Annotated in this window: 13 protein-coding genes and 1 pseudogene; 9 read left to right on the forward strand and 5 right to left on the reverse strand. The window is 68.8% G+C overall.

Annotated elements, in window-relative coordinates:
• The first annotated feature begins 165 nt into the window (after window positions 1-165).
• From ON19_RS00495 to ON19_RS00505, 3 genes are all read left to right on the forward strand, one after another.
• Window positions 166-1,830 (forward strand): TM0106 family RecB-like putative nuclease, encoded by a 1,665-nt coding sequence (locus tag ON19_RS00495; RefSeq protein WP_372478712.1) that lies wholly within the window; start codon window positions 166-168, stop codon window positions 1,828-1,830.
• A gap of 25 nt (window positions 1,831-1,855) precedes the next feature.
• Window positions 1,856-3,814, forward strand: coding sequence for a molecular chaperone HtpG (htpG, locus tag ON19_RS00500; protein ID WP_043684660.1), 1,959 nt, complete (start codon window positions 1,856-1,858; stop codon window positions 3,812-3,814).
• A 171-nt stretch (window positions 3,815-3,985) separates the two neighbouring features.
• The gene (locus ON19_RS00505) at window positions 3,986-4,804 is read left to right on the forward strand and encodes a class I SAM-dependent methyltransferase (RefSeq protein ID WP_043684664.1); all 819 of its coding nucleotides are present in this window, start codon (window positions 3,986-3,988) and stop codon (window positions 4,802-4,804) included.
• A 62-nt stretch (window positions 4,805-4,866) separates the two neighbouring features.
• Here ON19_RS00505 and ON19_RS00510 read toward each other — a convergent pair whose 3' ends face one another.
• Window positions 4,867-5,634, reverse strand: coding sequence for an SDR family NAD(P)-dependent oxidoreductase (locus tag ON19_RS00510; protein ID WP_043684959.1), 768 nt, complete (start codon window positions 5,632-5,634; stop codon window positions 4,867-4,869).
• A 275-nt stretch (window positions 5,635-5,909) separates the two neighbouring features.
• Here ON19_RS00510 and ON19_RS43520 point away from each other — a divergent pair.
• Window positions 5,910-6,125 (forward strand): annotated as a pseudogene (locus ON19_RS43520) (helix-turn-helix domain-containing protein); the annotation flags it as partial.
• 325 nt (window positions 6,126-6,450) lie between these two features.
• On the opposite strand, the gene ON19_RS00520 reads toward ON19_RS43520, so the two are convergent.
• The 3 genes from ON19_RS00520 to ON19_RS00530 all read right to left on the reverse strand — a co-directional run bounded on the left by ON19_RS00520 (window position 6,451) and on the right by ON19_RS00530 (window position 8,986).
• Window positions 6,451-7,227, reverse strand: coding sequence for a TMEM165/GDT1 family protein (locus ON19_RS00520; protein WP_083899080.1), 777 nt, complete (start codon window positions 7,225-7,227; stop codon window positions 6,451-6,453).
• A gap of 294 nt (window positions 7,228-7,521) precedes the next feature.
• On the reverse strand, window positions 7,522-8,049 hold the full coding sequence (locus tag ON19_RS00525) for a hypothetical protein (RefSeq protein WP_043684671.1): 528 nt from the start codon (window positions 8,047-8,049) through the stop codon (window positions 7,522-7,524).
• A gap of 313 nt (window positions 8,050-8,362) precedes the next feature.
• Window positions 8,363-8,986, reverse strand: coding sequence for a superoxide dismutase (locus ON19_RS00530; RefSeq protein WP_043684967.1), 624 nt, complete (start codon window positions 8,984-8,986; stop codon window positions 8,363-8,365).
• 191 nt (window positions 8,987-9,177) lie between these two features.
• On the opposite strand from ON19_RS00530, the gene msrA reads away from it, so the two are divergent.
• Window positions 9,178-9,858 (forward strand): peptide-methionine (S)-S-oxide reductase MsrA, encoded by a 681-nt coding sequence (gene msrA, locus ON19_RS00535; RefSeq protein WP_043684674.1) that lies wholly within the window; start codon window positions 9,178-9,180, stop codon window positions 9,856-9,858.
• A 69-nt stretch (window positions 9,859-9,927) separates the two neighbouring features.
• Here msrA and ON19_RS00540 read toward each other — a convergent pair whose 3' ends face one another.
• Window positions 9,928-10,539, reverse strand: a complete 612-nt coding sequence (locus ON19_RS00540) for a hypothetical protein (protein WP_043684677.1) — start codon at window positions 10,537-10,539, stop codon at window positions 9,928-9,930.
• Window positions 10,540-11,053: 514 nt separating this feature from the next.
• Here ON19_RS00540 and ON19_RS00550 point away from each other — a divergent pair.
• The 4 genes from ON19_RS00550 to ON19_RS00570 all read left to right on the forward strand — a co-directional run bounded on the left by ON19_RS00550 (window position 11,054) and on the right by ON19_RS00570 (window position 14,850).
• Window positions 11,054-11,425, forward strand: coding sequence for a rhodanese-like domain-containing protein (locus tag ON19_RS00550; protein WP_043684683.1), 372 nt, complete (start codon window positions 11,054-11,056; stop codon window positions 11,423-11,425).
• 110 nt (window positions 11,426-11,535) lie between these two features.
• Complete coding sequence (locus tag ON19_RS00555) at window positions 11,536-12,501, forward strand: DUF4328 domain-containing protein (protein WP_227954537.1); 966 nt, start codon at window positions 11,536-11,538, stop codon at window positions 12,499-12,501.
• Complete coding sequence (locus tag ON19_RS00560) at window positions 12,498-13,265, forward strand: glycerophosphodiester phosphodiesterase (protein ID WP_043684689.1); 768 nt, start codon at window positions 12,498-12,500, stop codon at window positions 13,263-13,265. The genes ON19_RS00555 and ON19_RS00560 overlap by 4 nt, the downstream gene beginning before the upstream one ends.
• A 664-nt stretch (window positions 13,266-13,929) precedes the next feature.
• Window positions 13,930-14,850 (forward strand): DUF5926 family protein, encoded by a 921-nt coding sequence (locus tag ON19_RS00570; protein ID WP_043684696.1) that lies wholly within the window; start codon window positions 13,930-13,932, stop codon window positions 14,848-14,850.
• The last annotated feature ends 72 nt before the right edge of the window (window positions 14,851-14,922 follow it).

Raw genomic sequence — 14,922 nt, forward strand, 5'->3', positions numbered from 1 at the left:
GAGCCACAAGAGGGCCGCGAACACCCAGCGCCGCAGGCGCTGGACAAACAAGCACAGAATTCAACACTGTCGGGGGCAGGGACCATACTGCTTAGCGTGGATTCGGACATCGGTGACCAAGACGGTCGCAAGCGCAACGGAACGGCCGTGGATCGGGCCTCCGGCGTGCCGACCGCCTTCATCGACGCCAGGGCGCTGATCGGCTGTCGTCATCGCCTGCATCTGGACGCGACGCACCCCGAGGCACTGGTGGGAATCACCGAGGACGCGGGCGTGCGCCAGCGCCGCGATGCCGCCGCGGCGCACCGCGGCCGGGTGCGCGACGCACTGGTCGGCGCGGCTCCCGACGCCTGGGTGGTGATCGATCCCGGGCTGCGCGCCGCCGAGCGCGCCGAGGCGACGATGCGCGCGTGCGAAGAGGGTGCGCGGCACATCTGGGGCGGACTGCTGCCGCAGGAGCCGGACACCGGCAGGCGCGGGGGTTCGGAGATCTTGCTGCGCGACGCCGACCGCGGTGGCTACATCCCGATCATCGTGGTGAACCACAAGGTGACCGACCCGCGCCAACCGGAGCCGGCCGACTTCCACCCCACCACCACGGACCCCCATCACTGGAATCCGCAACCCGATCCGCATCGCAAGCTACGCCAGCAGCCCCGCGACCAGCAGCGGCTCGCGCATCTGCACCGGATGCTGCAACGGCACGGTCTGGCCAGCCCCGCGCTGGTCGGCGGCGTGATCGGCTTCGACTTCGATCGGGTTCTGGTGCACGATCTGGCGCCGCTGCTGGCCGATTACGACCGCCGCTACGCCGACCGGATCGCGGTGGTGCGCGGCGAGTTGCCGACCATCCCCTCGAAGGTGCCCGAGTGCAGGCAGTGCCCGTGGTGGACGCGGGGGATCGACGGGCCGGGCTGCGAGGGCTGGCTGATCGAACATCGCGACGTCAGCCTGGTGGCGCCGGGTTCGCGCGCCGAGGTGCTGCGCAGGCACAACGTGGAGACCATCGACGAGCTCGCCGCCTGGGTGGGCGACGAGCCCGAGGACTGGCAGCACGGCCCGTTCGACGAGGCCGTGGTCACGGCGCGCGCGTGGATCGCGGGGGCGCCGCTGGTGCGGCGGGTCGAGCGCGTGCGGGTGCGGCGGGCCGACGTGGAGGTCGACGTCGACCTGGAGAGCTTCCAGGAGTACGGCGCGTACCTGTGGGGGACGTTGCTGAACGGTGTGTACCGCCCGTTCGTCACTTGGGACCCGTTGCCCACCGAGGACGAGGGTCGTTCCTTCGGCGAGTTCTGGACCTGGCTGATGCGAGTGCGCGCGGAGGCGGCCGCGGCGGGCAAAACGTTTGCCGCTTACTGCTATTCGCGCACCGCCGAGGACAAGTGGCTGTACGAATCGGCGCGCCGGTTCGCGGGCCGCCCCGGCGTACCGACGGTGGAGCAGGTGCGCGCGTTCGTGGACGGGCCGCAATGGGTGGACATGTTCCAGGCCGTCTCCGACCAGTTCATCTGCCCGAACGGCAAGGGGCTCAAGAAGATCGCGCCGGTCGCCGGGTTCTCCTGGCGCGATCCCGAGGCGGGCGGCGAGGCGTCGATGAGCTGGTATCGGCTCGCCGTCGGGTACGACGGCGCCGCGCCGGACAAGACCCAGCGCACCCGGTTGCTGGAGTACAACGAGGACGACGTCCGCGCCACCCAGGTGCTGCGCGAATGGATGACCACCCGCGCCGACGAAGAGGTCCCCGGCCTCGCCGACTTCCGGTCGGTTGCCGATTCGCGAGCGGCCGGAGGCGTTCCGGGTTACGCGGTGGTGCCTCCTTCGGCTCCGTAGTCCCGCGCGGCGGTACCATCGCGTCGTGACAGAGCACGTCGAACAACTCGAGTTCCAGGCAGAGACCCATCAGCTGCTCGAGCTGATGATCCATTCCGTCTACTCCAACAAGGACACCTTCCTGCGGGAGCTGATCTCGAATTCCTCCGACGCGCTGGACAAGCTGCGGCTGGAGTCCTTCCGGGACAAGGATCTGCACGTCGACACCTCCGACCTGCACATCGAGCTGGAGGTCGACAAGGACAATCGGATCCTGACCGTCCGGGACAACGGCATCGGCATGTCGCGCGCCGAGGTCGTCGACCTGATCGGCACCCTCGCCAAGTCCGGCACCGCCGAACTGCGCAAGAAGCTGAACGAGGCCAAGTCCGAAGCGGCGGCCGAGGAGCTGATCGGCCAGTTCGGCATCGGTTTCTACTCGACCTTCATGGTCGCGGACACGGTCACGCTGACCACCCGGCGCGCGGGGGAGACCACCGGCACCAGGTGGCAGTCCAGCGCGGGCAGTTCCACCTACTCGATCGAAGAACTCGACGAGGCCCCGCAGGGCACGTCGGTCGCACTGCAGCTGAAGGCGGTGGACGAGGAGGATCACCTCTTCGACTACACCCTGGAGTGGAAACTGCGGGAGATCGTCAAGAAGTACTCCGACTTCATCGCCTGGCCGATCCGCATGCAGGTCGAGCGGACCGTCACCGAAGGCGAGGGCGAGGACGCCAAGGAGACGACGATCCTCGAGGACCAGACGCTCAACTCCATGAAGGCGCTGTGGACGCGCCCCAAGAGCGAGGTCTCCGACGAGGAGTACAAGGAGTTCTACAAGCACGTCAGCCACGGCTGGGACGATCCGTTGGAGATCATCCCGATGAAGGCCGAGGGCACGTTCGAATACCAAGCGCTGCTGTTCATCCCCTCGCACGCGCCGTTCGACCTGTTCACCCGCGAGCACAAGCGCGGTGTGCAGCTCTACGTCAAGCGGGTGTTCATCATGGACAACTGCGAAGAGCTCATGCCGGAGTACCTGCGCTTCGTCAAGGGCGTGGTGGACGCGCAGGACTTGTCGCTCAACGTCTCCCGCGAGATCCTGCAGCAGGACCGGCAGATCCAGATGATCCGCAAGCGGCTGGTGAAGAAGGTGCTGTCCACGGTCAAGGATCTGCAGGGCGCCGAGGACCAGACCAGCTACCAGACGTTCTGGAAGGAGTTCGGCCGCGTCCTGAAGGAGGGTCTGCTCTCGGACTTCGACAACCGCGAGACCATCCTGCGGGTGTCCTCGTTCGCCTCGACGAACTCCGAGACCGAGCTGACCACGCTGGACCGGTACGTGGAGCGGATGCCCGAGGGGCAGGACACGATCTACTACATGACGGGCGAGACCCGTCAGCAGGTCGAGAGCTCCCCGCATCTGGAGGCGTTCAAGGCCAAGGGCCGCGAGGTGCTGATCCTGACCGACCCGGTCGACGAGATGTGGGTCGGTTCGGTGCCCGAGTTCGACGGCAAGGCGTTCCAGTCCATCGCCAAGGGCGAGGTCGACCTGGAGACCGAGGAGGAGAAGAAAGCCTCCGAGGCGCTGCGTGAGCAGCAGGACAAGGACTTCGCCGACGTGCTGGCGTGGCTGGGCAAGACGCTCGAGCAGAACGTCAAGGAGGTGCGCCTGACCAACCGGCTCACCACCTCTCCGGCCTGCCTGGTCGGCGACGTCTTCGACTTCACGCCGATGCTGGAGCGGATGTACCGGGCCTCGGGTCAGGCGCTGCCGGAGAGCAAGCGGATTCTGGAGCTCAACCCGGCCCACCCGCTGGTCACCGGTCTGCGCGACGCCTACGCGGCCGAGAAAGAGCAGGCCGACGCGGGGACCGCGACCGAGCTGTCGGAAACCGCCGAACTGCTGTTCGGCACGGCGGTTCTCGCCGAGGGCGGTGAGCTGAAGGATCCGGCGCACTTCGCGCACATCCTGACCGATCGGCTCACGCGCACGTTGTGAACCGTCCGCGACCGGAGGGCCACGCGTCCTCCGGTCGCGGCGGCTGCGGCGGCGCGACGTTTCGGCCATTTCCCGGTTACAAGGACCGCCGAGGTGGCATATTCGCAGGACTGGGGAGTTCGCCCCTGGATGGCGCGGTTAGATGTGGATGCCTGAAAGGATCGTCACAACATGTCCGCAAACCCGCTTGCCGTCGCCGAGCCGTGGAATCTCGTAGCCGACGGATACGCCGAGTTCGCACCCGCCATCATGCGACCGTTCTCGGCGCGGGCGCTGGAGTTCGCCTCGCTGTCGCCGCAGGCGCGCATCGTGGACGTCGCGGCGGGGCCGGGCACCCTCAGTCTGCTGGCCGCGGGCTATGTGGCCGAGGTCGAGGCGATCGATTTCTCCGAGCCGATGATCGCGCGGCTGGCGAAGGACGCCGCTGCCGCCGGGTGGACGAATGTCCGCGCGCGGGTGGGTGACGGACAGGATCTGCCGTACGAATCCGACCGGTTCGACGCCGGGTTCTCCATGTTCGGCCTGATGTTCTTCCCCGAGCGCGCCCGGGGGTTCGCCGAGTTGTTCCGGGTGTTGCGGCCGGGCGGCACGGCGGTGGTGTCGAGCTGGGCGCCGATCGCGGACTCGCCGCTGATGCGGATGATGTTCGGCGCCTTGACCGCGGCCGACCCGAACATCCAGGAGCCGCAACCGAACTTCCTGAGCCTGGAGAATCCAGAGGTCTTCGAATCCGAGATGCGCGGAGCGGGTTTCGAAGCCGTGTCCATCCAGCGGCATTCGATCGCGCTCACCTTCGACAGCCCGGAGCAGATGTGGGAGGCCATGGTGCGCAGCAGCGCCCCGCTGGAGCTCATGCGCCACAGCGTGAGCGCGGAGGTCTGGGCTCGGCGCGCCGCGGTCATGAAGGCGTTTCTGGCCGAGAAGTACCGGCCGAACTATCCGCTGTCCACTACGGCGTACCTGGGCATCGGGCACAAGCCGCAGGGCTGAGAGACAGCGGCGCGCGGCCCTTCCGGGGAAGGACCGCGCGCGGCCGGGGCAGTGCGGCGGAATCAGCGCGGGGCCATGCGCAGCGCGCCGTCCATGCGGATGGTCTCGCCGTTGAGGTAGTCGTGCTCGACGATGTACTGCGACAGCTGCGCGTACTCGTCCGGACGGCCCAGGCGCGACGGGAAGGGCACGCCCGCCTCCAGGCCCTTGCGGTACTCCTCGGTGACGCCGGCCAGCATCGGGGTGTCGATGATGCCGGGAGCGATGGTGTTCACCCGGATGCCGAACTGGGCCAGGTCGCGTGCGGCCGGAACGGTCATGCCGTGCACGCCACCCTTGGAGGCCGAGTAGGCGATCTGGCCGACCTGGCCCTCGAACGCGGCGACCGAGGCGGTGTTGATGATGACGCCACGCTGGCCGTACTCGTCCACGGCGTCGGTCTTGGCGATCGCGTCGGCGGCCAACCGCATGACGTTGAAGGTGCCGAGCAGGTTCACCGTGATGACCGTGCGGAACAGCTCCAGATCGTGCGGGCCGTTCTTGGACAGGATGCGGCCCGCCCAGCCGACACCGGCGCAGTTGACCACGATGCGCAGCGGCGCACCCGATTCGACGACCTGCGCCACAGCGGCGCTGACCTCGTCGTTGCTGGTGACATCGGCGGGAATGAGGGTGACCCCGTCCGGCACGCTGTCGCCGGCGCGCTCGATCGACTGCGGTACGTCGAGTCCGAAGACGGTGGCGCCGAGATCGGCGAAACGCTTGGCGGTGGCGGCGCCGAGGCCCGATGCGCCTCCGGTGACAATGGCGGCGGAACCCGAAATCTCCACGATGGTCCTCTCGTTCGTGACAGCCAGTTGGCCCTTCGTCAATTGCACCCTAACCGGTGCCGGGCGCGCGGCCCCGCACGGCTCCCTCGCCCCGTTGCCCGCTGGCAAACTATTTGCGAACGCGACTGTTCTCCGGTGGTACGGTCACACCATGGGCGCTGCGCCGTCCGGGCGCGAGAGCCCGCCCAGCCGCACACCCTGTGCACCGGATCCACAGAACCGACCGCGCAGAATGGAGCAGCCCAGTCAGCTCGACCGAACACCGGAGTCACCGTATGACCGAATCGGCCATCAGCGCACGCCTCCCCCGGGGGAGGCACGGACTCCCGCGAGAGCAGGTGATCGCCTCACAGCGCGAGCGAATCCTCGTCGCGACGGCGGAGGCCATGGCCGAAAACGGTTACATCGGGACGTCGGTCGCGGCGATCCTGAAGCGGGCGGGCGTGTCGCGGGAGACCTTCTACGAGCAGTTCCGTTCCAAGGAGGACTGCTTCGAGGCCGCGTACGAGCGTGCGGTGCAGTTGTTGCTCGACCGGATCGCCGAGGCCACCGAGACCGAAGACGGCGTGCCGGACGACACGGATCCCATGGCTCGAATGGATCGGATCTTCCGCGCCTACCTCCAATATCTGGTGGACGACCCGGCCAGCGCGCGACTGTTCTTGGTCGAGGTCTTCGCGGTGGGATCCGCGGCCATCGCGCGCCGCGCCCAGCTGCAAGAACGGTTCGTCGAGCTGATCGCCGCCGTGCTCGACGCGCGGACCCACCAGCAGCGCTTCGCCTGTCAGGCCCTGGCCGCCGCGGTGGGTTCGATGGTCACCGCTCGGATCGCGGCGGGGGACTCGGCCGGTCTGCTCGCGCTGCGGGAACCGCTGCTGGATCTGTTGCGGCGGGGTGGCGGACTGTATGGGGCCGCTCTGGGCTCGTCCGGCGAGCCATCCGCGTGAGCAACAGCGCCGCACCGGCAAGTGCGGGAGCGATCGTCGCGATCGCGGCGACGGCAGCGCCGCCGAGCGCCGGTGTGGCCGCGCCCAGCAGGGTGGCCGCACCGAAATAGAGGAACAGCAGGCCCGAGCCGATGCCGATCGCGTGTTCCGGCAGGTGTTTGCCCACCAGGATGCCCGCCGCGATGGCGAGCGCGTCGGCGGCGACCATGCCGATCGTCGAGCCCAGCCACACGCCTACCCAGTCGTAGTCGGTGGCCAGCGCGGCGGTCGCGAACATGGTCCGGTCGCCCAGCTCGGCGAGCAGGAACGCGGACAGCACCACGAAGAACGGCGCGCCGGCGGCCCTCGGCGTCTTCGGCGCGGGATCGTCGTCGCCGGGACCGAAGTGCTCACGCAGGGTCCACAGGCCGACGGCCAGGAAGGTGATCGCGGCGATCAGCGAGATCGCCCTGGTGGGTAGCGCCGCACCGAGGAAATGGCCCACGCCGACCGAGATCAGGTGTACCGCGGCGGAGGCCGTCGCGATGCCGCCGAGCACCACCCACCAGCGATAGCGCAGCGCGAACGTCAGCGCCATCAGCTGGGACTTGTCGCCCAGTTCGGCGAGAAAGACGATGCCGATACTCAGCAATACGGTGGCGATCATGTGTGGCGGCTCCCAAGTCTCCGGCCTGCCGGTCGGAGATACGGGCAGCCTCCGGCCGACAACGAAATGGTTGTCCAGGCCGAAGGTCTCGCCCACCGGCGGATGCCGGTTCACACAGCCGGACCCGAGCCCGGATGGACCGGTGGGTCAGTATGTCGACTGTGCGATTGGGGGCTACTCCCCTTCGCTGCAGCCGACTCTACCCCGCCGGGTCGGCGCTTGCCAACCCGCTGTAATCGAAATAGCAATGCGCACAATAAGTTTGGCAATCCAACCGGCGAATTTCGGTTACCCTCACGCGGCCAGCAGCATGGCCAGAACCGCGGTGTCGGGATCGCTGATCGGGTCGAGTCCGACCCGGCTGACCAGCGACGTGACCGTTCCGTCCGACTCCGCCTCGACCCAGGCGGCGCGGTGCTCGAGCCCCAGATGGGGCACGCCGGGCAGCAGGACGCACCCGGATGCCGCGCCGGTGCACTCGGGTAGCGACGGGCGGGTTTCCGACGGAGGATGCAGCATCAGCAACGCGGGTGGCACATGTTCGGCGAAACGGCCCGGCTCCACCGCTTCCTCGCCCAGTACGGGGCCTTCGGCCAGCACCAGGCCGACTGTGCCCGGGGCGGGATCGTCGGGCAGGTCCTCACGGACGCCGAACACCGTCGAGGTCGTCAGTAGCCCGGGTAGCGTGGCCACGCGCACCGCGAGCACGAGGACCTGGGCCCATTCCTTCGTGGTCTCCGGCCAGCGTCCGGAGATCACGAAGCCCCGCAGCGATCCGCGCGAATGAAACGGCGTGATGCCGATCGGTTCGTTCGTGCGCATTTCTGCCTCCCGTTTGTCGAACCCGGGGGCGACCTTGCCCGTCCCTTTGGTGTGGATTTCCCGAATATGAACCACGAGTCACCTGGCACACAAGTACCAAAGAGTGCCAATCGGACAGCCGGAGGCCGGGCGGGAAGCAAACGGGGCTGCGCACGCGGCGAATCGGGCACGACCTCCCCGGGTCCGATTTCGCGGCGAGTGGGCCGGGTTCTCGGCAAAGCGTCCGCGTCCCCGGAGAACAGAACGGGCCCGCGACTCCAGCCGCGCGTAGCGCGACGGATTCGCGGACCCGGTTCCGATGTGCCGAGTCGGCTCAGCCGAAGATGAGGCCCTTGGCCTGCGACGTCGCCTTGGCGAAGCGCTCCTGGACGTCGGCCCAGTTGACCACGTTCCAGAACGCGGTGACGTAGTCCGCCTTGACGTTCTTGTACTGCAGGTAGAAGGCGTGCTCCCACATGTCGACCTGCAGCAGCGGGATGATGCCCAGCGGGACGTTGGCCTGCTGGTCGTAGAGCTGGAAGGTCAGCAGCTTCTGGCCGAGGGTGTCGAAGCCGAGCACCGCCCAGCCGGAGCCCTGCAGACCGTTGGCCGCCGCGGTGAACTGCGCGCGGAACTTGTCGAACGAACCGAACTGGTCGTCGATCGCCGCGGCCAGCTCGCCGACCGGCTTGTCACCGCCGTTGGGGGAGAGGTTCTTCCACCAGATCGTGTGGTTGACGTGCCCACCCAGGTGGAATGCGAGGTTCTTCTCGTGCAGGAAGATGGCGCTGTGATCGCCCGACTCGCGAGCGGCTTCCAGCTTCTCCAACGCGGTGTTCGCACCGGCGACGTACGCGGCGTGGTGCTTGGAATGATGAAGCTCGTTGATCTGCCCGGAGATGTGGGGCTCCAGGGCGCTGTAGTCGTAATCCAGATCTGGCAGCGTGTACTCAGCCACGATGTCCCTTCCTATGTCGGGCTGGTTGTGCCCGTTGTTCCGTGCACAGCCAACCATCATTCGTACACCCGGTCGATTCCAACCTGAGCCGACCTCCGCACATTCCGGTGACGCCGCTCACACGGGACGGCTCGCGTCCCGTCACATCACGCACATCGGCACCACTGGAAACGCACGCGTAGCATCGAACCATGTCGTGGTACGACGAACTAGTCGGGCGGCTCAGCCTTCCCGAATCCGTCATGGTCGCGCCCGAGCAGGCTCTCCCTGGCCGGGCGGAGCCGCTCGACGTGCCGGATACCCACTACGTCAACGGTCACCCGATCCGCCCGCCGTTTCCCGGCGGGCTGCAGCTCGCGGTTGTCGCGATGGGGTGTTTCTGGGGCGCGGAGAAGGCTTTCTGGGAACTCGACGGCGTCTACACCACCGCGGTCGGCTACGTCGGCGGGTTCACGCCGAACCCCACCTACGAAGAGGTCTGCAGCGGGCGGACGGGTCACACCGAAGCGGTGCTCGTCGCGTTCGATCCGGCGGTGATCGGCTATGCGGGCATCCTGCGGCACTTCTGGGAGAACCACGATCCCACCCAGGGCATGCGCCAGGGCAACGATCGTGGCACCCAATACCGTTCCGCCGTCTTCACCTTCGGCGCCGAACAGGCAGCTCTGGTCCGCTCCACGGCCGAGGCATACGGCAAACGCCTCGCCGGGGCGGGATACGGCCGGATCACCACGGAGATCGCGCCGCTGGCGGGGTTGGCAGCCTTCTACTACGCCGAGGGGTACCACCAGCAGTACCTCGCGAAGAACCCCGGCGGATATTGCCCGGTGCACGCCACCGGAGTGAGCTGCCCGGTCGGCCTGGACGCCTGACCTGCCGCGAAACCGCACGGCCGCTTCCGGCGGGCGTGCGGCGATCGCGCTGTGCTCCCTAGGTCCCGATCACAGCGGCGGAGCGATACCCGGACGGGTTGCCCGTGGATCGCCCGCATCGTGCGCCCGCCACCATCGCGCGCCGCCCGCCACGAAGTCCGTCAGCGGGATCTGCTTGCCGCGCGAATCGTGCACGACGATGTCGTCGAACCACACGCGGACATCCAGCTCGCGCGGATCGATGCCCTCCTCCTGGGAGAACTCCAGAACGTGCGTGGATGCGTGATCATCGATCCGGGTATCGAAGCTGAGCAGCTCGCTCCACAGCGCCCACCCGCTGTCGTCGAGATCGATGAACTCCCAGCCGTGCAGCCGCCCGCCGCCGAAACTGCGGATGGCCTCGTCCAGTCCGTCCAGTTGCAGCGGCAGCACCTGGGGTTCCAAGTCGTCCCAGTGCTGCGTGCGCAGTGACGCGGCGACCCGGCTCACGCCGGTGAACGTCACCTGCACCCGGTAGTCCTCGGCCGCCGTCCCTTCCTCGGGGAGGGTCAGCACTTCGAGGTCGAGTCGCAGTTCGTTGGCGGTCTCGTCCACCGCGAGGCCGAGGCACGTGGCCTCGGACAGCGCGACGTTCAGACCTGCGGTGTCCATTCCGTGGCGTAGCCCCCTGCTCACGTTCATGCGCCCAGGCTACCGATCGGCACTGCCGGATCGCGGTATTTCGGCGGCGTTCCGAAATTCGATGGAACCGAACGCGTCCGCGCTCCGTCCAAGTAGATATCGGAACCGCTTCGGCCGCAGATTCCGATGTCGGCGACGAATGGCCGCTCCGGGATGGATATGGAGGGGAGTCCCGGATCGGCCATTCGCATCGCTCGGCCCGGGAGTTGATCAGTCGTCCACCCCGAAAAGACGCGGAGTACAGACCAAAAGTCTGGTATCTCCCCGGAAAGATAGCCGAGCGGTTGCTCGATTGCCCGACACTTCCGGCAAAACGCCGTCGACGGGCGCACCTTGTGGATCAGGCTGTGGATTATGTGGATAACTTCGACCGAGTTATGCACAACCAGCATCGAGCGGGGGCGCGGTCGAGTTCCGGAGGGGAGAACATACCTGAAGTCGTAGCTCGCTGTCGAGGCTCCTCCCCGGGCATGGAACTGCGCGGCCGCCCGCCGCCCATGGCAGGATCGAATCTGTGACGAGCCCCCACGTTCCGTCGGTCACGGTGGAGGACGTGCCTGCCGAATTCGACGGCAGCACGCCCGCGTCGGCCGACACGCCGCGACCGATCCTGCTCGACGTCCGCGAGGACGACGAGTGGCAACTCGGCCACGCCCCGGGCGCGCTGCACATCCCGATGGTCGACGTGCCCGCCCGGATCGACGAGCTTTCCTACGACGCGGAACTGTACGTCGTCTGCAGGCAGGGCGGCCGCTCCCTCCAGGTGGTGGAGTACCTCACGCATATCGGCTACGAGGCCATCCAGGTCCGCGGCGGCATGGTGGCCTGGCAGCGGGCCGGCCGGCCGCTGGTCGCGGAGGGCGACCACGAGGCGAAGATCTACTGACGAAAGAACGAGGTGCGCGGGTGAGTACGGTGGTGCAACCTTGTGCGCGCTGCGGCGCGCGCTGGGCCGTGCAAGGGGCCCCGATGCACTGGTGCCCGCGCTGTCGCGGCGTGCTCCTCTCGCCGGCGCCGATCGACGCGCCCGCCGAGCGCCGCAACTACCGCTGGGTGGCGCGCAAACCCGACCACCGCGTCCGCCGGGGGCAGCCGCGCGCCCGCCCGGCCACGCAGAGCCGGACGCCTCGATACGCGCAGATGCCGCGCTGGGGCCTGGTCGACCCGCCACCGCAGGCCGAGGGCGCGGTACGCCGTCCGCTCGGCAGATTGACCGACGCGGTGGCCACAGTGCTCGTCGCGACGGCGTGCGTCTTCGCGCTCGCCTCCGTCGCCGAGCTGGCGCGCTACGCGGTTCTGCTGCGCAACCGGACACGTCTGATCCACCCCGCCGTACTCTTCGCCTCCGACGCGTTCGTCATCGGCACCGGGGTGCTCGCGATCGCGGTCGCGCTGGCGGCGGCGTTGGCCACGATCGGAAGGCTGATCGCGATCAGGCGGTCGGCTTACGCCGCGGCGGGGCGGCGCGACCCGCGATCGCCGCGAGTGCTCGCGCTCGGTTGCCTGGTTCCGGTGGTCAACCTGCTGTGGCCGGGGGTCTACCTGAGCGAAGTCGCCACGCTGCAGGGTGACCCCCGGGCGCGGCGCGCGGCGCGGATCTGGTGGGCCGCGTGGGTGTTCGGCGGCCTCGTCACGGCGGCCGCGCTGCTGTGGCGGACCGCGGACTCGTTGCAGGCCAAAGCGGACGCGGTGCTGTTCACCGCGTTCACCGACGCGGTCGCCGCCGCGGTCGCGCTGGTGACCCTCTGGGTCCTGCGCACCATCGAGGGGCGCGATCTGCTCGGTCGCAGCCGCACCGCGCGCCGCTGGCTGATCGCCGTCGACCCCGCCGTGCCGGTGATCGAGCCGGTGCATCCCGGCGGACGCGAACCCGCGGCAGAACCGGCGCACGCCGAGCCGGCCACGGCGCACGAGGACAACGGTGCTGAGGACCGTGAGCAGAAGGAGGTTATGGCCAAGTGAGCCACGGCAGTCGCGCGCCATTCGTCGTCGCGCATCGAGGCGCCTCGGCGGCGCGCCCCGAGCACACGCTCGCCGCCTACGAGCTGGCGCTGCAGGAGGGCGCCGACGGCGTCGAATGCGACGTCCGGTTGACCAGGGACGGGCATCTGGTGTGCGTGCACGATCGCACCGTCGACCGCACCTCCTCGGGCAGCGGGCTGGTCAGCGAGATGACGCTGGAGGAACTGCAAGCGCTCGATTTCGGCGCCGACGGATCGCCCGCCTCGGTGCTGACCCTCAGCGAGCTGATCAGCCTGGTGCTGGACTGGCGCAGCAGGCCGACCAAGCTGTTCATCGAGACCAAGCACCCGGTGCGCTACGGCGCGCTGGTGGAGAACAAGCTGCTCGCCGAGTTGCAGCGCTTCGGTATCGCCACCCCGGCCTCGGCCGACCATTCCCGGGCGGTCGTGATGTCGTTCGCGGCCACCGCCGTCTGGCGCATCCGCCGCGCCGCGCCGCTACTGCCCACCGTTCTGCTCGGTGAATCGTCGCGCTACCTGGGCGGTTCGGCGGCCACGACGGTCGGCGCCACCGCCGTCGGCCCATCGGTGAAGACCCTGCGCGACCACCCCGAGCTGGTCGACAAGGCCGCCGCCGCGGGCCGCGCCACGTACTGCTGGACCGTCGACGATCCGGACGACGTCCAACTGTGCGCCGACCTCGGTGTCAGCTGGGTCGCCACCAACCATCCCGGCCGAACCAAGTCCCTGCTCCCCGCCGCCTGAACCGGTCCGGCCGGGCGATGGGGCTGCTCGGGCGCGTGCTGAGAGCCGCCTGCACGTGCTGCGACGGACTCGCGGGTGAACGAGCAGAGGTTCCTGGCGCTCACCCCTCGCGGCTGTGTCCGGCTCGCTGTCACGGCAACGAGCAACTCGGCGGCGGCACAGTCCGCGCTGTCCGCGAACCCGATGCACCGCAGTCGCGTGGTTACGGCCCAGCGCCACGACACCGGCACAACCACAGGGTTCTGAAGGAATAGACCGAGCATTGCCCGTTGGCGGCCGGGAAACTATCGAGGGCGCGCGAACACGCTGCGATGAAACCGCGGCTGAGTGAGCGTGAGTCCCGCAGTTCATACCCCCGGACCGCACCCGAGTGGCTGCGGTCTCAGCGGGGGAGACCGTGTGCGGTATCTCGATCCTGCCGCGGAACTACCTCGAAATACGAGTAGCGCGGCTCGGCGCCCTGCGTCACCGGCTCACCCCGGCTCCAGGTTTCGAGCGAAGCGAGACCGAGCATCCGCCGTTCGCGGCCCGGCTCGCGTCCGAGCGGCCGCCGCGTCCGCGACGCAGTCGCCAGCGGCGGTCGCTCGGACGCGAGCCACAAAGGGGCCGCGAACACGCCGCGCCGCAGGCGCGGCCAGACCAACACTGTGTAGGTTGACCCCTCGTGGGTAAGAGCAAGCGCAACAGTCCGAAGCCCGGCGGGAACCGGGCGCAACGTCTCGCCGAGCGGCGGGCGGCGCAGGAGCAGGCGGCGCAGGCCGCGACGCGTCCGTTCGAGGGCCTGGCCGCGGAGTGCGATCTGGTCGCGCTGCGCGAATTCGTACCGTCGGCCACGGCGCGGTTGACGCTGTCGCCCTCGGTCGCGGCCGAACGGCCGGTCGTCCTCGCCACGGTGCTGCCCGGTGCGGTGGCCGCGCTGGTGCGCGCCGGTGACGAGCCGAACGGCTATGTCGGCGCGCAGGTGCAGTTCCAGGGCGCGGATCCGGGCGCCGATCTGGCCGCGGCGATCCTGTGGACGCAATCCGCCGAGCCCGGTGACTCGCTGACCTCGGTGGAAAGTGTCGCGGGCGGGCCGCGGCTGGCCGACGTCATCGATCCCGCCGCGAGCCTGGAGTTGACCGTGTACCAGGACTTCGACTGGTGGGTGCCCGAGGGTGTCGAACCCGACCCGCAGGTCGCCGCCACCATCGAGCAGGCCAAGCAGGCGATCATGCCGTCGGCGCGGCTGGGGCTGGACGCGGACGCGATCGGCGCCGCCTGGTGGGTGGATGCGGGCGAGAAGGCGCACATCCGCTGGGTGCGACCCGAGGACGAGGACGCGCTCATGCTGGCGCTGGCCCGCGTGCACGCCTCGGGCGGCCTGAACCTCGGCGAAGGTTCCCGCTTCGCGGGGTCGTTCCGCACGCACGGCGTGCTGGTTCCGGTGTTCGACCTGGACCGCGAGCGGCACCCCGACGAATGGGTGAAGCCCGCAGCCGAATTCGGCGCGCGCCTGTCGGAGGCGCTGGCCGTCGACGCCCCGTTGACGGCCGAGGAGCGGCGCTCCCGCGACGGTCTGCGGTCACGTCAGGTCACATTGCGCTGAACCGGAATCGGCGGGGAATTCGGGAGAAACGATTTCCGCCGGTAGTCAGCTTCGATAGCCGCCGACATGCTG

Source organism: Nocardia abscessus NBRC 100374, assembly GCF_000308455.1.
Lineage (GTDB): Bacteria > Actinomycetota > Actinomycetes > Mycobacteriales > Mycobacteriaceae > Nocardia > Nocardia abscessus.